Genomic DNA, 16,986 nt, shown 5'->3' with positions numbered 1-16,986 from the left:
CGGTGCTCACGTACTGTAGTACGCTCCGCTCCGGTTCTCGAAAATCACGCCATATGCCCCGGCTGGGCGAGTTATCAAACAGACTCTGAGGTTAGAGCACCTTTACCGCGACGTTCGTCGGCGCTTCGATCTCGATCGGGTTGCGCAGCGGCAGGCCGAAATCCTTTGCCTCGATCTCGAACATGTCGTCGGCTCTGGTGGCGATGCCGTCGGCGAAGGACAGCGTTGCGGTGCCGAACATATGCACATGCACGTCGCCCGGCTGGCGGAAGGCCGAATATTTGAAGTGATGGTATTCGAGATTGGCGATCGAGTGTGACATGTTCGTCTCGCCCGACAGGAAGGGCTTTTCCCAAAACACCTCGCCGTCGCGGATGATACGTGAGGTACCGCGAATGTCGGCAGGCAGGTTGCCGACAAGGATTTCCGGCCCGAAGGACGCGTTGCGCAGCTTGGAATGGGCCAGATAAAGGTAGTTCACCCGTTCGGTGACGTGATCGGAAAACTCGTTCGAGAGCGTGAAACCGACGCGGAAGGGTTGGCCGTCGTCGCCGATGATATAGATTCCGGCGATCTCCGGTTCTTCACCCGCGTCGGCGGCAAAGGCCGGCGAGACGAGCGGCGCGCCCGGCGCTACCGCCATGGTGCCGTTGCCCTTGTAGAACCATTCCGGCTGCACGCCGGGCGAACCGTTGGCCGGCTTGCCGCCTTCGAGGCCCATGCGGAACATCTTCATGGAATCGGTCAGTTGCTCGTCGCCCTCGGCGCTAAGCTTCTTGTGCATGCTGTCGCGGGTCGCCGCCGACCCAAGGTGCGTCAGCCCGGTGCCGGTGAGATGCAGGTGCGCCGGGTCCGGATGGTTGATCGGCGAGAGCAGCCAGCCTTTTTTGTAGGCGCTTTCGAGGTCGACGGTCTCGCCCAGGCCCTTGCGCTCGATCAGCACTGCCAGGCCAAGGCCAGTGCGTGCCGCTTCCAGCGCCAGCGAATAGACGCTGCGCGCGCCGTTGACGATGCGCGCCTTGCCGCCTTCGCGCGCGGCGACCCGGATCGTTTCGCTCTCGTCGAGAATCTGGGATATCAGCATGGCGGCTCTTTCTCTCCATAGTCGCGGGTCGCGCGGCAATCGTTGCCCTGCACGGCGCGCGAAGCTCGCGCCATGATAGGCTGTTCATGTGGAGCGCCCTTGCTCCGTTCGGGGTTATGGGACCGGTGGCTCCCGGCTTAATTCTTGTTCTTGTTGTAGACGTCGAAGACGACCGCACCGAGCAGCACCAGCCCCTTGATGACCTGCTGCCAGTCGATGTTGACGCCCATGATCGACATGCCGTTGTTCATCACGCCCATGATGAACGCGCCGATGACAGCGCCCGCGACCTGACCCGCGCCGCCGGCCATCGAGGCTCCGCCGATGAACACGGCCGCGATCACGTCGAGTTCGAAGCCGAGGCCGGCCTTCGGCGTCGCCGTATTGAGGCGCGCGGCGAAGATCAGGCCGGCAAGTGCGGAGAGCACGCCCATGATGATGAACACGTAGAAGGTCAGCCGCTCGGTCTTGATGCCGGACAGCGCCGCCGCCTTGACGTTCCCGCCCATGGCGTAGATGCGCCGGCCGATGGTCATGCGCTTGGTCAGGAACACGAACAGTGCGATCAGGATGCCCATGACGATCAGCACGTTGGGCAATCCCTTGTAGGACGCCATCATGGTGATGAGGAACAGGATCACGCCCGAGATGATGACGTTCTTGACGACGAACAACGCGAACGGCTCGGCCTCGTAGCCATGGCTCTCGCGGTTGCGTCGGCTCTTCAGCGCGAAATAGAGCATGGCGGCGACGATCGCGATGCCGATCACCAGCGTCGTTGCATGCAGCTTGGTGGCGCCGAGCGTGATTGGGCCGATGACATCGGGGATGAAGCCGGCTGAGAGCAACTGGAATTCGCGCGGGAACGGCCCGACCGACATGCCGCCCAGAAGCCACAGCGCCAGCCCCTTGAACACCAGCATGCCGGCCAGCGTGACGATGAAGGAGGGTATCTTCAGATAGGCGATCCAGTAGCCCTGGCTAGCGCCGATGACGCCGCCGGCGATCAGGCAGATCAGCCCGGCCAGGAACGGGTTCATGTGGTATTGCACCATCAAGACGGCAGCGATCGCGCCGACGAAGCCGGACACCGAACCGACCGAAAGGTCGATATGCCCGGCGACGATGACCAAAAGCATCCCCAGCGCCATGATGATGATGTAGCTGTTTTGCAGCACGATGTTGGTGAGGTTCACCGGCTTGAACAAGACGCCATTGGTGAAATATTGGAAGAACAGCATGATCAGGATCAGCGCGATCACCAGCCCGTAGTCGCGCAAATTTTCCTTGAGCGCGGTCATGGCGGAAGCGCGCGCGTTGCGTTCGGCGTTTGGAAGGGTGTCGGTGCTCATGATGCTGCCTTTGCTTCCGCGTGGACGATTGCCCGCATGATCTTTTCCTGCGACGCTTCCTTGGCCGCCATCTCGCCGACGATGCGGCCCTCGTTCATGACGTAGATGCGGTCGCAGATGCCGAGCAGTTCGGGCATTTCGGACGAGATGACGAGGACGCCTTTGCCCTCGTCCGCCAGCCGATTGATGATGGTGTAGATCTCGTATTTCGCGCCGACATCGATGCCGCGTGTCGGCTCGTCGAGGATCAGCATGTCGGGGCTGGAAAACAGCCACTTCGACAACACCACCTTCTGCTGGTTGCCGCCGGAAAGGTTGCCGGTGATCTGATAGACGCTGGACGAGCGGATGTTGGTCTTCTTGCGATAGTCGTTGGCGGCGTTGAGTTCGCGCATGTCGTCAAGCACGCCGGCCTTCGATACGGCCTTCAGGTTGGCGATGGTGATGTTGTGCTTGATATGGTCGATGAGGTTGAGGCCGAAAGTCTTGCGGTCCTCGGTCGCATAGGCGATGCCGTGGGCGACGGCGCGGTCAACGCTGGACGTATCGATCTTCTTGCCGTGCAGGAACACGTCGCCGCTGATGCCCTGGCCGTAGCTTCTGCCGAAGACGCTCATGGCGAACTCGGTGCGGCCGGCCCCCATCAGGCCGGCGATGCCGACGACTTCGCCCTTGCGAACGGAAAGGTTGACGCCCTTCACCACTTGGCGGTCGGCATGTTGCGGATGATGGACGACCCAGTTCTTCACCTCGAAGATGGTCTCGCCGATGTTTGGCGTACGCGCCGGAAAACGGTCGTCGAGCGAGCGGCCGACCATCGAGGTGATGATGCGCGCTTCGCTGATGTCGTGCGGATCGAGCGTCTCGATGGTCTTGCCGTCGCGCAGGATGGTGATGCGGTCGGCGACCTTGTCGATCTCGTTCAGCTTGTGGGAAATCAGGATCGAGGCGATGCCCTTCTGCTTGAAGTCGACCAGCAGCGACAACAGCGCGTCGCTGTCCTTTTCGCTCAAGGAGGCGGTCGGCTCGTCGAGGATCAAGAGCTTGACCTCTTTCGACAGCGCCTTGGCGATTTCGACCAGTTGCTGCTTGCCGACGCCGATATTGGTGATGAGCGTGTCGGGGTCTTCCTTGAGGCCGACGCGGGCGAGAAGCTTGGATGCGCGCGAGCGCACCAGGTTCCAGTCGATGATGCCGTTATGCGCCTGCTCGTTGCCGAGGAAGATGTTTTCGGCAATCGACAGCAACGGCACCAGCGCCAGTTCCTGGTGGATGATGACGATGCCGACCTTCTCGCTGTCATGGATGCCGCCGAACCGGCATTCCTGGCCGAGAAAGCGAATGTCGCCGGAATAGGCGCCGTGCGGATAGACGCCGGAAAGCACCTTCATCAGCGTGGATTTGCCGGCGCCGTTCTCGCCGACGATGGCGTGTATCTCACCCTCCCGGACATCCAGATTGACGTCCTGAAGAGCCTTGACGCCAGGAAAGGTCTTGGTGATGCCGCGCATCTCCAGAATGGTCTTTTCCATTGCGGAAATCCATTTTTGCCAGAGCGTCCCGACTTCACCCAGATGGTGCGCGAAACCGGCCGGATCGAACTCGGCAGATGATACAGAAGGGAAGCGGGATTGAAAGGGGTTCCGCCAAGGCGAAACCCCTCCAGACGGTTGCTTACTGCAGGTCTTCGGCCTTGACGTAGCCCGAGTCGACCACTTTTTCCTTGTAGTTCGACTTGTCGACTTCATACGGGGTCAGAAGCACCGACGGCACCACCTTGACGCCGTTGTTGTAGGTCTTGGTGTCGTTGACCTGCGAAGGCTCCTTGCCCTGCATGACTTCGTCGACGAGGCCGGCTGTCACCTTGGCAAGCTCGCGGGTGTCCTTGTAGACGGTCGAGTACTGCTCGCCGGCAATGATCGCCTTGATCGAGGGAACTTCCGCGTCCTGGCCGGAAATGATCGGCCATGGCTGGTCGGCGGTGCCGTAGCCGACGCCGCGCAGCGACGAGATGATGCCGCGCGACAGGCCGTCATAGGGCGCCAGAACCGCATCGACGCGGCTGCCGTCCGAGTAGTTGGCGGAGAGCAGATTGTCCATGCGCGCCTGTGCAACCGCGCCGTCCCAGCGCAGCGTGCCGACCTTGTCCATGCCCATCTGGCCCGACTTGACGACGAAGTCGCCCTTGTCGATCAGCGGCTGGAATACGCTCATGGCGCCGTCGTAGAAAAAGAAGGCGTTGTTGTCGTCGGGCGAACCGCCGAACAGTTCGAGGTTGAACGGACCCTTCTTTTCCGGGTAGCCAAGACCCTTGAGGATCGAATTGGCCTGCAGCACGCCGACCTGGAAATTGTCGAAAGTGGTGTAGTAGTCGACATTCGGGCTGTCGCGGATGAGGCGGTCATAGGCGATGACCTTGACGCCCTTGTCGTGCGCCTGCTGCAGCACGGCCGACAGGGTGGTGCCGTCGATCGAAGCGATGATCAGCACCTTGGCATCCTTGGTCACCATGTTCTCGATCTGGGCGAGCTGGTTGGGGATGTCGTCTTCGGCAAACTGGAGATCGGTCTTGTAACCCTTCGCTTCCAGCGCCTTGACCAGTTCGTTGCCGTCACTGATCCAGCGCAACGAAGACTTGGTCGGCATGGCGATGCCCACGGTACCCTTGTCCTGGGCTTGTGCCTGTACCGAATAGGTCGTGGCCGCGAGGCCTACCGTCAATGCGGCGATTAACGTCCGGATGATTTTCACGTTCACTGTCTCCCTGGTTGTTGCGCGAGGCGACGCGCCTGACGGCTGCGCAATTCAGGCAGCGCGCCGACGCGCCCCGCCATTGTGTCGATATTCGGTATCCTCCCGGCCGTGCGTCAGTAATTTCAATCGATGCGATAGTCTTCGCCATCGACCGGTGCTGCGCAAGGCACGCGAAATTTGTGTTGCATTGCCATAACTGTCAAATGCGATCTACGATGATTGGTATATCGGAAATGATATGGATAGGCCGGGGATACAGGCTTACCACTGACGTTTGGAGGGGAGATCGGCATGGCTGCTTTTCGAAACCAGGATGGGGCTTCCGCCAAGCTCGACAGATTTTCGGGCGGCGGCGAAACCCTGCTGCGCAGCGGGCTGAGCCTGCGTCACATGCGCATGATCGTGGCGCTGGACGATCATGGCCGCGTCAGCGCCGCCGCCCAGGTGATGAACATTTCGCAGCCGGCCGCGTCGCGCATCATTGCGGAAATGGAAGCCATTCTCGACGTGAAGCTGGCCGAACGGTTGCCGCGCGGCGTCACGCTGACGCCCTATGGCAAGGCGCTGGCGCGGCGGGCGCGCTCGATCCTGCTCGAAATGCGCGAGGCGGGCCGCGATATTTCAGAACTCAAGGCGGGCAAGGGCGGTTCGGTGTTCCTGGGCGCGGTGACGGCCCCGGCCATCGAACTGGCCGTGCCGGCGATCCGGGAAATCAGGCGCCTCTATCCGCGCATCGAAATCACCATGCAGGTCGAGACGTCCAACGTGCTGGCGCGCGAACTGGTCGCCAGCCGCCACGATTTCATCATCGCCCGCATTCCCGACGATCTCAATCCGCGCCTGTTCGAATCGCGCGTGATCGGCATCGAGAAGGCCTGCCTGATCGTGCGGCGCGGCCATCCTCTCACACGCCCGGGCGCGGCCGTGCGGCTTGAACAGACGGGGGCTTACGACTGGGTCTTCCAGTCCGGTGGATCGCCGCTGCGCCAGGCGATGGAGGCGAATTTCCTCAACCGCAACATCGCCTTGCCGGAACGGATTTTGAACACAAGCTCGCTGTTGCTGACGCTGGTCATGGTGGCGCAGTCCGACGCCATTGCACCGGTGTCCATTCAGGTGGCGAAGTTCATCCAGAGTCCCGAAGGACTGGCCGGCGCGATCGACATCATCCCGACGGAATTCGACATCGAGGTCCGGCCCTACAGCCTGATTACGGTCCGCAACCGCGTACTCTCGCCTGCGGCCAAGATGCTGTATGATTCCATCTTGCGCCAGGTGGGGTAGCTGCCCGCTTCCGACTTAGTTGAGTTCGTAGCGGACGCCGAGGCGCAGGGCATGGAAGTCGAAGCCGTTGTCGCGGATCTGCTCGCCCTTGGCTCCGAACGCCTTGTCTGCGGCGTCATAGGCGAATGCCTTGCCGCTTCCGACCCGCGTATATTTGTAGCCGGCGTCGAGCAGGAAATGGTCGGAAAGACGATAAGACAGGCCGGCCATGGCCGAGCCGGCAAGCCGCCAACTGCTCAGCCCCTCATTGGTTGCCGTGTAGGGCGTGTAGCCCGGCTGGCAGAGCGCGCAGACTTCCTGCACGCTAAGCTTGCCATAGTCCACGAAGGCCGCGCCGATGCCGAGGCCCACATAGGGCGTGATCGCTCCCCACGCCGGCAGATCGACATAGGCGTTGAGCATCGGCGCCCACACATTGGCGGAAGCCTGGTTTTCATAATGGCAATCGGCGCCCATCGGCAACGCATGCTGCGGGTCCGTCTTGATCATGTAGGGGCAATCCGTGCCGCCCGAAATCTTGGCGTGGAAAAAGTCGAGCGTTGCGTCGGCGCGGAGATAATCGTTGAAGCGGTAGCCAACACCGCCGCCGAGGCTTGCAGCGCCGCCGAAATCGAGATGGTCGTAGCGGAAGGTGCCATCGATCCCTTCCACGCCCGGAAACTGGTTGTAGAAATCCCAGTCTCCCTCGTTGCGCGACTTGAACACGTAGCCGACGTCGCCCCGTATGTACCATCCCGAATAGGGGGCAGGCTGGACGACCGGCGGCGGTGCTTCCTCGACATAGAGGTCGGCGGCAAGAACGGGGGCGCTCATCACCAGCGCGACAGCCAGCGTTGTCATGCGTGTTGCGAAAGTCATGTCGACTACCTGTGTCTTGACGGCGCAGACATCGTGCCGTTCCAAAAGTGCGTAGCCGCACTATCAGGCCAGTATGGTTAACAAGCGATAAAGCCTTCGCTCGACATTCGAGGGGACGACACGCCAGCGGGAAAAGAACCCGCGCGTTCAGCTTGGGAAGCCGGTTGTATTCACCAATAGGAAGCAGCACACCGGCAAGCCAACCATTGGCTTTCCCGAAATTACGAAACGCAAGTCGCCGCAAACATTGGAAGAGCAGGCCCGAAATTTGATTGTGTCTTCATAGCCGCATGCCGGCTGCGTCAAACAAGAATACGCGGGCGGCATCCAGGCCGATGATGCTCGTTTCGCCGACTGCGGGTCTGGCGTTCCCTTGGCTTTGGACGGTTATCATCGAACCGTCGGCGAGCACCGCATGAAAATAGGTGACGTTTCCGAGGCATTCGACGAGCGTCACCTGGCCTGAAATCGTGCTTGCGGCACCTTCCGCTGGAACGAAATGCTCCGGTCGAATACCGAGGCTGACCAGCGTTCCTGGCTCGGGCGGCGCACCACGGGTCTCGACGGCCATTCCCGACAAGCCCAGCGCTGGAGCAGCTACGACAGTCTTGCCGCCTGTTACGGCCGTCACCGAAGCCGGGAAGAAATTCATGCGCGGCGAGCCGATGAAGCCCGCTACGAAGCTGTTGTCGGGGTTGTCGTAAAGCTCCAGCGGAGCGCCGACCTGCTCGACGCGCCCGGCTCTCAGCACCACGATGCGGCTCGCCAGTGTCATGGCTTCGACCTGGTCGTGCGTCACATAGATCATCGTCGTGCCGAGTTGCTGATGCAGGCGCGCGATTTCTATGCGCATCTGCACGCGCAGTTCGGCATCGAGGTTCGACAGCGGTTCGTCGAACAGGAATATATCGGGCTGGCGCACGATGGCGCGGCCGATGGCGACGCGCTGGCGCTGCCCGCCGGAGAGTTCGCGCGGCTTGCGGTTCAGGTAGGCTTCGAGGTGCAAGGTTTTTGCCGCCTCCGCCACTTTGCGCTCGATCTCCGCCTTGGGGCGCTTGGCCATCTCCAGCGGAAAGCCCATATTGGTGGCGACGGTCATATGCGGATAAAGCGCATAGGTCTGGAACACCATGGCTATGCCGCGCTTGGCCGGGTCTTCCGCAGTCACGTCGCGTCCGCCGATTTCTATTCTGCCGCCCGAGGTGGATTCGAGCCCGGCGATCATGCGCAACAGAGTGGACTTGCCGCAGCCCGAAGGGCCGACGAACACGACGAACTCGTGGTCCGCGACTTCGAGATCGACGCCGCCGATCACCTCCGTTTCGCCGAAACGCTTTTTCACTTTGTACAGCGACAGACCGGCCATTCGGCTCTTTCCTCGATTATTTCACGGCGCCGTCGGTGAGGCCAGTTACAAACCAGCGACCGACAAGCGCGAACAGGATAACGACCGGGATGGTTGCCGCCGTGGCGCCGGCCAGCAGCAGCCCCCAGTCGATCTGATACTGGCCGATGATGCCGGCAAAGCCGACCGGAATGGTGCGCCTCGCGTCCGATACGATCAGCACCGAGGCGAACAGAAATTCAGTCCATGACGAAATGAAAGCGAAGATCGCCACGCTGGCGATACCCGGTGCGATAAGCGGCACCAGGATACGAATGAGAATGGTGGTTGTCGGAGCGCCGTCGATCACCGCGGCTTCCTCGATTTCCGGCGGGATGGTGGCGAGGAAGGAGCGCATCATCCAGATCGAGAAAGGAAGTGCGAACGCGACGTTGACGACTACCAGCGCCACCGGGCTGTCGATCAGGCCGATTTTGGCGAAGAGCCCGTAGAGCGGGATCAGCACCACCACGCCGGGAAAGGCATAGGCGAGCAGGATGGTCCGGTAGAGGGCCGTGCGGCCGGGGAATTCCATACGGAAGAAGGCATAAGCCGCGGGAAGCGCCAACAGGACCGTGAATGCCGTGGAAAACGTCGCCACGATCATGCTGTTCAAAAGGTAGACCGGAAAATCGGACGCCTGCAGCAACTTGTCGAAATGCTGCAGGGTAAAGCTGCGCGGCACCATGGTCGGGACGCGCTGGATGATCTCCTTGGGAAGCTTGAACGAGCCGGTGATCACCCACCAGAAGGGCAGGCCAATCGTCAGGGCAATGAGAGTGAGCCCGCTATACAGCGCCAGCGCCTGCCGGAATGTGCGCTTCATCGGGTGGCCTCGTCCGACGTCATGGCGCGGGTGGCGAGAAATGCGAAGGCCATCAGCAACAGGCTGGTGAGCACCGAGATCGTAGCTGCCTCGCTGAGGCGGTAGCCCTTGAAGGCGGTTTGATAGATCAACACCGGAAGAGTCTGCGTGGCGTCGGAAGGCCCGCCGGCCGTCAGGAGCCAGATCACGTCGAAGACATTGAACGACAAAAGCGTGCCGACGATTCCGAGCACCATCAGCGTCGGCTTCAGCAGCGGCCAGGTGATGCGCGTGAAGCGTTTAAACGTTCCGGCCCCGTCAATGCGCGCCGCTTCGTAGAGATCGCTTGGAATACGCGTCAGGCCTGCCAGCAGCATGAGCGCGGTGAAGGGAAACCAGCGCCATGAATTGATCATGATCAGCGTGGTCATGGCGCTTTCGCGGGTCGCGAAAAAACCGACCGGCCGTTCGATCAGGCCGGTCTGGACCAGAAGCGGGTTGATCATGCCGCCCGAGGAGGACAAGAGCCAACGCCAGATGATGACGACCACTACGGTCGGCACGATCCAGGTCAAGATGACCCATGTCCGGGCGATGCCGACGCCCGGAAATTTCTGGTTGAGGATCAGCGCCGTCGCCAGCGCCAGGATTGTCTGGACGACAGCGTTGCCGAGCACCCAGACCACGCTGCGGCCGAGCGCACGCCAAAAGCCGGCGGTGCCAAGGACCGCCGCATAATTGTCGAGGCCGACGAAATGGCCTTGCGAGCCGATCACGCCGACATCCTGAAAACTCAGGATGACGGCTTGAACGAGAGGCCAGCCAAGCACGGCCAGCAGCACGAGCAGGGCAGGTGACACGAACAGGAACGCCAGCGTCGTGTTCCTCATCGATTCTGCCCCGCGTTTGCTTTCGCCTTACTTTTTGGCGATTTCGGACATGCGCGCCTGGCCGGCCTTGACCGCCTCGGCCGCACTCTGCCCGTCCACGACGACGTGTTGCAGCGTCTCGGCGATCACGTTTTGCGCGGAGATCGCGCCGATCGACGGAAACACCTTGCCGGTCGTGAAGCCGAACAGCTTGCCGCTTTGCGAATTGGCGATCATGGTTTCGATCTGGGGCTTGTATTTGGTCACGGTCTTGTCGTTCCAGAACGAGTCGGCCTTGGCGCCGTCATCGGTGACCGGCAGGAAAAGCCCCGGCTCCATGGTCAGGAAGCGTCCGTAATTCGCAGGCTCCAGCAGCCAGGTCAGGAACACCTTGGCGGCTTCCTGCTTGGCGGCATCCTTGGTCGTCAGCATGACGGCGTTGGAGTAGGAGATGGTCGCCGATGCGCTTTGGTCGTCGGCGTGCGGAACCGCCGCCACGCCGAGATCGGCGGCATCGCCCTCGGCCTGCGTGTCATAGGTGCTGATGACGCTGAACTGCAGGATCATGCCACAGGTGTTGCTGGCGAAGCAGGCTTCCGCCTCGCCCCAGGTCCAGGAGCCGTTGTCGGGGGGCGACAGCTTTGCCAGCTTCGAGTAGAAGTCGTAGGCCTTGACCGTTTCCGGCTTGTCGAAGGCAATCGAACCGTCGTCGTTGTAGAGGTCGGCGGCACCGTCATTGACCATGAAACTGTAGACGGTCTGATCGGTATAAAGCTGCTTGTTGGCCGGAAGGCCGATGCCGTACCGACCGTCCTTGCCGAGCGCCTCGGCGGCCGCCTGCCACTCGCTCCAGGTTTTCGGAGGCTCTATGCCCGCTTCTTTCAGGGCGCTGTTTCTATACCAGAGCGAGAGCGCCATGTTGTAGACCGGAACGGCCCAGATGTGGTCGTCATATTCGTAGGGCGCGAGCGTTGCCTTGACGAAACCGTGTTTGGCGTCCAGATCCTTGACCAGGTCATCCACCGGCACGACCGCGTCGATGCTCTTGAGCACGGTGGTGAAATCCGGGATGGTGAAAAGCAGGTCCGGGCCGTTGCCCGCGGCAAAGGCGGCAGGCGCCTTGGCGTAGACCTCGCCCCAGCTCTGCGGCTCCTGCTTGACCTGGATGTCGGGGTGGCCCGCGTTGAATTCGTCAAGCAGTTCCTTCATGCGCTGCACGCGCTGCGGCGGCTGCTCCATGTGCCACATCGTCAGACTCACCGGTTCGGCATAGGCCGCGCCCGCAAGAAGCGTCGTGGCAAAGCCGGCGGCTATGATAAAGCGTGTAGACCTCAAGATACTGTCCTCCCGTTGCCCCGGACCCGCTATGGGCCCGGAAATTTCAAAGATGCGGGTTGCGCGGCCGGTAACGGGCGACCAGCGCCTCGTTGACGTCCTTTGCCCCCGGCATGTTGGCGCTAAGATAGATCGGCGCGTTGGCGCCGAACGTCTGTAGCCGCACCGCCGCCTCCGCGAACACCGCATTCATCAAAGCCGCGCCGATCGACGTGGAGATAGGCCCCACGCGCAATTCGCTGCCCGGCACGTCGATGATGGCGTCACCGGACGGCGCGCCATTGTCGAGGACGATGTCGGCGACATCGGCGAGACGGGTGCGCCCATTGGCGGCCGATTTTGAATAGATTTCCGAAGTGATGGCGATCACGGTCGCGCCGATCGCCTTGCCGATTTGCGCGGCCTCCACCGTCGCCGTGTTGACGCCGCTGTTGGAAACGACAATGAGCACGTCATTTGGGCCGATGGGATAGCGCGCGAAAATGGGGGCTACGATTCCCGGCATCCTCTCGAACACCGTCCCGGCGACCGCGCCTTCGTGCACCATGGTCGTGGCGCACAGGATCGGCACGGTCAACGCAAGCCCGCCTGCCCGGAAATGGGCCTCCTCCGCCAAAGTATGGCTATGGCCCGTGCCGAAGATATAGACGAGGCCGTCTGCCTTGGCCGTCCGCTCGATCGCATCCGCCGACGCGGCAATGGCGTCGGCATTGTCATCGAGCAGCCGACCCATGCGGGCCGCGAGTTCGGTCAGATAGGCGGCTGCTGCCGGGGTCTTGCTCATGCGTCTTTTCCAAGTGTCAGATTTACCCGCATCACGAAGCAGTCGCCGCGGTAGGTGGCCCGGACATATTCAAGCGGGCGACGTTCGGCATCGAGCGTGCGGCGGGTAAGGATAAGAACCGGGCTTTGCCGCGAAATGTTGAGGGCTGCGGCGCTCGCGGCATCAGGATTGGCGGACCAGAGCGTCTGCTCGGCCTCGCTCGGGTGCAGACCATAGCGCTCACGAAGCACGCGATAGAGTGAGTCCGTGGCAAAATCGGCTTCATCCAACAGGTTCGGCGCGAGTGCGGCCGGAATCTCGGTCCGTTCCAGACCAACCGGTTCGGCATCGGCAAGGCGCACGCGAACCAGGCGATGGACCAGGGAGCGTTCAGGCACGCCAAGCGCCATCGCTGCTTCCATGTCCGCGAAGCCGATGCCGGCGTCCAGAACGATACTGGAAGCCGTACGTCCGCCGCGGTGCATTTCTTCCGTGAAGCCTCGGAGCGTGCTCAGCTGCTGCTCTATCTGTGGCGGGGTTACGAATGCGCCTCGGCCAGTCCGGGTTTCCACCAAGCCACGTCGCTCGAGCAGTTTCAGCGCCTGGCGCGCCGTCATCCGGCTGGCGCCGAGATTCTCCGCTATCTGTCGTTCCGACGGCAGCCTGTCGCCGACTTTCAGCGAGCCGGATGCAATGCGCGCCGCGAATGAACTCGCGATACGCTGATAAAGAGGAAGCGATCCGGCTGTCAGGCTATCAGGCATCACGTGGTATATTCCAAACCGACTGTGGTATGCACCACTCTCGGTAAGCCGTAAAGTCCGGTTGCCTTAGATTCCCAACGCACTGTCGCGTCGAGCGCGATAAGCGACAAACGCGCGGTCCCAATCAGGCTTCGTGGATCGATCGGGCCTATGCTGACGCTGTATCCGCCGCGTTGAAACCGAAGCCTCCCGGATCGAGCCAAACCGCCCTATAGCTGTAGCGGCGAGTAACGCTGCGCCGCGTGCGCCGAATTCGGTACCGGCAGGGACGGTGACGGTGGCATCGAGACAATCCGCAATCATCTGCGCCCACATGGAACTGCGCGCGCCGCCGCCGGTCAGCAGGATGTCCTTGCCGCCCCCGTCGATATCCTGGATCAGATCGCGGATCGACAGTGCGACCCCTTCATAAACCGCGCGGATCAGATGGGGCCGCTTGTGACGCGATGTGAGCCCGTGAAAGCTGGCGCGCGCCTGCCTCTGCACGACCGGCGCGATAATGCCGCTCTCACTGAGATACGGCAGATAGACCAATCCTTCGCTGCCGATGGGAAGGGGTGCGATCATCGATTCCATCTGCGCGTAAGCGTCAGCTTTGCCAACGATATCCGGGAACAGGGTTTCCATCGCCCAATCGAGGTTGAGCGTGCCGGCGACGTTGACCATTGCGCGAAACCAGGCCTCGCCGGGCAAGGTGAACAGCAGCCCGAGATTGGGCGGCGTAAAGACCGGTTCGTCACTGACCACCCCGACCATGCACGTCGTGCCGAGGACCGCCGTGACCATCCCCGCTTGAAGCGCGCTTGCGCCGACGACCGTCGACGGCACGTCGCCCGCGCCGATCGCCACGGGCGTGCCTTCGGCCAGACCGGTAGCGACGGCCGCAGCCTTGGTAATGAAGCCACCGATCGTCTCCGATTCGACAGCCACCGGCAATTTGTGCGCAAGATCCGTGATTTCGAACAGTGCAAGCATGGCGTCACTGCGGTCGCGCAGGCTCGCATTTCCCGGTGCGACCGCCGCCTCTGTCCGGTCGGCCGAAGCCTTGCCGGTAAGCTTCATGCGCAGATAGTCCTTGTAGCTGAAGACGTGCGCCGCACGCTCAAGCACCGCTGGTTCATATTCTCGCAACCAGGCGAGAAGCGGCAAGGTGCAGCCTTGTTGCAAAACACATCCATCGGACTGGAAGATGCGCTGGTAGAAGTCTGGAACCTTCGCGACACGACGATCCAGCAGTTCCTGCGCCCGGCTGTCCTCCCATAGGATGCCGGGGCGCAGCGGATTGCCGCTTTCGTCCACCAGCCACGCGCCGACCATCGCGGCCGAGATGCCGATGGCCGAGACATCCGCTCCGGTTACGCCCGCAGCCTGGAGAGCGCCGCCGATCGCAATCGTGAACGCCTCCCAGGCTTCGGCCGGATCGATTTCGGACCAGCCTTCGTGCGGTCGGTATAGCCGGATGCGGTGGCTCCCCGTGCCGAGTTCATTGCCCAGATCGTCAAAAACCGCCGCCTTTGTGACCGACGAGCCGGCATCTATGCCCAAAAAAAAACCAGTCATCAGAAAACACCAAGCCAGGTTTATGATATCGCGCGGGATGCCCGGCGATCGTCAATTCGTCACTACGACCGAGAGATCACGCCCTCTTTGGTCAGTTGCATATTGGTCAGGGTGCGGTCGGCATGGGTGAGCCGCCAGCTCAGCATCCTTTGCGCATAGTGAAGAACGGTCGCAGCCATTTCGGCCTTGCCGGCAAGATTGTGCATCTCATTCGGGTCCTCGACGAGGTCGAACAAAAGGGGCGGCAGTGCCGCGAAATGCACATATTTGTAGCGTTCGTCGCGGATCACCGCATAGCTGCACTCGTCCGACGAAATGCCGAGCGCCAGTTCCGCCTTCTGGGTCGCCACGGCGCGGAAATCGTGCTCGAAGAACACCTCTTCGCGCCAGTTGGACGGCGTCTCTCCGCGCAGCAAGGGAGCGAGAGAGCGGCCGTCGCAGGTGCGCGGAACCTCCACGCCGATCGCGTCGAGAATGGTCGGCATGACGTCCACCGCCTCGGTGAAAACATCGACGCGTTTTCCTCGCATGGCATCGGCGCTCTGGCGTGGATCGCGAATGACCAGCGGCAGGTGGAACGCCTGGTCGAAATAGATTTCCTTGCCCCAGACGTGATGCTGGCCGAGCATTTCGGCGTGGTCGCTGGTAACGATGATAAGCGTGCGCTCATACTGGCCGCTGGCCTTGAGGTGGTCGATGATGCGGCCGAGATGATGGTCGACCTCGGCCACCAGTCCGTAATAGGCGGCGCGCATCTGCCGGATTTCGAGGTCGTTTGCCGACACCGGATCAAGCGGGCTGTGCTCATCATACACGCCTGGCTGGCTCAACCGATCAAGCTCATAGGCCAGCAGCGGATGCTGCTTTTTCTCCTCCTCAAGCGTTTCGGCGCGCGCCGGAAAAGCCACGTCCTTCGGGTGAACGGCGCTGTTATACGGCTCCGGTGCGACCAAGGGCGGGTGGGGCCGATAGAATACGAAATGCGCGAACCACGGCTTTTCGCTGCGCATCGAAAGCCATTTGAGAAAGGCGTCGGTCAGGAACGCCGTCTCGCTGTGCTCAGCCGAATATTTGGGTGGGATGAAGCGGAAACCGCGATCCGCAGGCTTGTCGAAATCCGCCCTTGGCTTGAACACGCCCCCGCGGCCATCCGCTACATCGTAGCCCTTGGCGACGAGATCACCGATCCATTGCTCCATGTCATCGTTGAGGTGCAGCGGCGCGACAAAGCCGGGCATCACGCCCTTGTCGTAACCGGTCAGCACGGGATCGTTCGGGGCCAGCCTGCGCGGGTCCATGCTGGTATCGGTGTAGCCGAACAGCGACGGCTCATAGCCAGCCTTGCGTGCTTCCAGGGCGACATTGGTATGGCGCGCGTCCAGCGGCGTGCCGTTGCGGCCGGAGCGGTGGTTCATCAGGTAAAGCCCGGTCAGCACGCTGGTGCGCGAGGGACCGCAGGGCGTGCACTGACCGAAATGTTTGCGAAACAGCACACCGTCCGCCGCCAGCGCGTCGAGGTTCGGCGTCTTCACATCGGGATGGCCGAGCGCTGAAACACAGTCGGCGCGCCACTGGTCCGCACAGATAAACAATACATTGGGACGCTCCGTCATCACCTATTCCCCTGCCGCAACGGTTGACCCATTTTCATATGGCCTTTCAGGGGTCAAGGGTGAGTAAAGACAACTTGCTCAAGGCATCTGTGCCGGTGCTCGCGCACGACCTGGAAGAAGCCCTGTCCATGTCCGATCGGTAGCACTTCTTCTGTGACCGGACGGGTAGCGCCTCAATTCCGTGACATTCGTCAGCTTCATTGGCCGTGGCTTTCGAGCCGCCCCCGATTTTTGTCAGATTGCGCCCCTGAAGCCCTTTCCGGGGCGGAGGAGGTTTTACCATGTCTACGCTACGTTTCTGCTCATCATGTGCGGCACCCCGCCCGAAAGCGGCGGCTCGGTGCCCATGGTGCCAGCGCAAATACGGAACGTTGCGAGGGGTGCCTGAAAACCTGTTTGGTTCGCTACGCGGAGAAAGACAGGCTGAGCAGGCCAACGCCTAAAGCCCGCGAGGCGCCTTGCGCACGCTACAACCACCCCATGACAAAAAGGCGGCCCTCGGGCCGCCTTTCTTGAATCCCGTGGCCGCATCATGCCGGGCGCTTCCGTTCGGTCCGGCCA

The 16,986-nt window shown here is 61.8% G+C and carries 14 protein-coding genes; 1 reads left to right on the top strand and 13 read right to left on the bottom strand.

Annotated features, from left to right (window positions below; all coding sequences use genetic code 11):
* Positions 1-91 precede the first annotated feature (91 nt).
* The 4 genes from araD1 to chvE form a co-directional block, all read right to left on the bottom strand.
* Positions 92-1,084 carry an AraD1 family protein gene (araD1, locus tag ACX3P0_RS21855; RefSeq protein WP_459091868.1) on the bottom strand — a complete coding sequence of 331 codons (993 nt, stop codon included), beginning with the start codon at positions 1,082-1,084 and terminating at the stop codon, positions 92-94.
* 137 nt (positions 1,085-1,221) lie between these two features.
* A complete protein-coding gene (mmsB, locus tag ACX3P0_RS21850) occupies positions 1,222-2,385 on the bottom strand; it encodes a multiple monosaccharide ABC transporter permease (RefSeq protein ID WP_459091910.1) in 1,164 nt (387 codons plus the stop codon).
* Positions 2,386-2,432: 47 nt separating this feature from the next.
* Positions 2,433-3,968, bottom strand: a complete 1,536-nt coding sequence (gene mmsA / locus ACX3P0_RS21845) for a multiple monosaccharide ABC transporter ATP-binding protein (RefSeq protein WP_459091866.1) — start codon at positions 3,966-3,968, stop codon at positions 2,433-2,435.
* A 142-nt stretch (positions 3,969-4,110) separates the two neighbouring features.
* Positions 4,111-5,187 (bottom strand): multiple monosaccharide ABC transporter substrate-binding protein, encoded by a 1,077-nt coding sequence (gene chvE / locus ACX3P0_RS21840; protein WP_459080767.1) that lies wholly within the window; start codon positions 5,185-5,187, stop codon positions 4,111-4,113.
* A 294-nt stretch (positions 5,188-5,481) separates the two neighbouring features.
* Between chvE and ACX3P0_RS21835 the strand changes: the two genes are divergently transcribed.
* Positions 5,482-6,474, top strand: a complete 993-nt coding sequence (locus tag ACX3P0_RS21835) for a LysR family transcriptional regulator (protein ID WP_459091864.1) — start codon at positions 5,482-5,484, stop codon at positions 6,472-6,474.
* 15 nt (positions 6,475-6,489) lie between these two features.
* Here ACX3P0_RS21835 and ACX3P0_RS21830 read toward each other — a convergent pair whose 3' ends face one another.
* From ACX3P0_RS21830 to ACX3P0_RS21790, 9 genes are all read right to left on the bottom strand, one after another.
* Complete coding sequence (locus tag ACX3P0_RS21830; protein ID WP_459080765.1) at positions 6,490-7,332, bottom strand: outer membrane protein; 843 nt, start codon at positions 7,330-7,332, stop codon at positions 6,490-6,492.
* A gap of 280 nt (positions 7,333-7,612) precedes the next feature.
* The gene (locus ACX3P0_RS21825; RefSeq protein ID WP_459091862.1) at positions 7,613-8,698 is read right to left on the bottom strand and encodes an ABC transporter ATP-binding protein; all 1,086 of its coding nucleotides are present in this window, start codon (positions 8,696-8,698) and stop codon (positions 7,613-7,615) included.
* A gap of 16 nt (positions 8,699-8,714) precedes the next feature.
* The gene (locus tag ACX3P0_RS21820; protein ID WP_459091860.1) at positions 8,715-9,542 is read right to left on the bottom strand and encodes a carbohydrate ABC transporter permease; all 828 of its coding nucleotides are present in this window, start codon (positions 9,540-9,542) and stop codon (positions 8,715-8,717) included.
* Positions 9,539-10,411: a carbohydrate ABC transporter permease gene (locus tag ACX3P0_RS21815; RefSeq protein ID WP_459091858.1), complete on the bottom strand. Its 873-nt coding sequence runs from the start codon at positions 10,409-10,411 to the stop codon at positions 9,539-9,541. The genes ACX3P0_RS21820 and ACX3P0_RS21815 overlap by 4 nt, the downstream gene beginning before the upstream one ends.
* 27 nt (positions 10,412-10,438) lie before the next feature.
* Positions 10,439-11,725, bottom strand: coding sequence for an ABC transporter substrate-binding protein (locus ACX3P0_RS21810; protein ID WP_459091856.1), 1,287 nt, complete (start codon positions 11,723-11,725; stop codon positions 10,439-10,441).
* 46 nt (positions 11,726-11,771) lie between these two features.
* On the bottom strand, positions 11,772-12,509 hold the full coding sequence (locus tag ACX3P0_RS21805) for an SIS domain-containing protein (protein ID WP_459091854.1): 738 nt from the start codon (positions 12,507-12,509) through the stop codon (positions 11,772-11,774).
* Positions 12,506-13,252 (bottom strand): GntR family transcriptional regulator, encoded by a 747-nt coding sequence (locus ACX3P0_RS21800; protein WP_459091852.1) that lies wholly within the window; start codon positions 13,250-13,252, stop codon positions 12,506-12,508. The genes ACX3P0_RS21805 and ACX3P0_RS21800 overlap by 4 nt, the downstream gene beginning before the upstream one ends.
* Positions 13,253-13,318: 66 nt before the next feature.
* A complete protein-coding gene (locus tag ACX3P0_RS21795; protein ID WP_459091850.1) occupies positions 13,319-14,812 on the bottom strand; it encodes an FGGY-family carbohydrate kinase in 1,494 nt (497 codons plus the stop codon).
* 62 nt (positions 14,813-14,874) lie between these two features.
* The gene (locus tag ACX3P0_RS21790; RefSeq protein ID WP_459091848.1) at positions 14,875-16,425 is read right to left on the bottom strand and encodes an alkaline phosphatase family protein; all 1,551 of its coding nucleotides are present in this window, start codon (positions 16,423-16,425) and stop codon (positions 14,875-14,877) included.
* Positions 16,426-16,986 lie beyond the last annotated feature (561 nt).

The organism is Mesorhizobium sp. A556, assembly GCF_054489545.1.
Note: the sequence above shows the minus strand (reverse complement) of the source record. Positions and strands in the feature narration are given on the sequence as shown.

Coding starts and splice junctions, on each gene's coding strand:
- ACX3P0_RS21800 (WP_459091852.1), bottom strand. CDS start 13,252: ATGCCTGATAGCCTGACAGCCGGATCGCTTCCTCTTTATCAGCGTATC.
- mmsA (WP_459091866.1), bottom strand. CDS start 3,968: ATGGAAAAGACCATTCTGGAGATGCGCGGCATCACCAAGACCTTTCCT.
- mmsB (WP_459091910.1), bottom strand. CDS start 2,385: ATGACCGCGCTCAAGGAAAATTTGCGCGACTACGGGCTGGTGATCGCG.
- ACX3P0_RS21825 (WP_459091862.1), bottom strand. CDS start 8,698: ATGGCCGGTCTGTCGCTGTACAAAGTGAAAAAGCGTTTCGGCGAAACG.
- ACX3P0_RS21830 (WP_459080765.1), bottom strand. CDS start 7,332: ATGACTTTCGCAACACGCATGACAACGCTGGCTGTCGCGCTGGTGATG.
- ACX3P0_RS21790 (WP_459091848.1), bottom strand. CDS start 16,425: ATGACGGAGCGTCCCAATGTATTGTTTATCTGTGCGGACCAGTGGCGC.
- ACX3P0_RS21815 (WP_459091858.1), bottom strand. CDS start 10,411: ATGAGGAACACGACGCTGGCGTTCCTGTTCGTGTCACCTGCCCTGCTC.
- ACX3P0_RS21805 (WP_459091854.1), bottom strand. CDS start 12,509: ATGAGCAAGACCCCGGCAGCAGCCGCCTATCTGACCGAACTCGCGGCC.
- araD1 (WP_459091868.1), bottom strand. CDS start 1,084: ATGCTGATATCCCAGATTCTCGACGAGAGCGAAACGATCCGGGTCGCC.
- ACX3P0_RS21820 (WP_459091860.1), bottom strand. CDS start 9,542: ATGAAGCGCACATTCCGGCAGGCGCTGGCGCTGTATAGCGGGCTCACT.
- ACX3P0_RS21795 (WP_459091850.1), bottom strand. CDS start 14,812: ATGACTGGTTTTTTTTTGGGCATAGATGCCGGCTCGTCGGTCACAAAG.
- ACX3P0_RS21835 (WP_459091864.1), top strand. CDS start 5,482: ATGGCTGCTTTTCGAAACCAGGATGGGGCTTCCGCCAAGCTCGACAGA.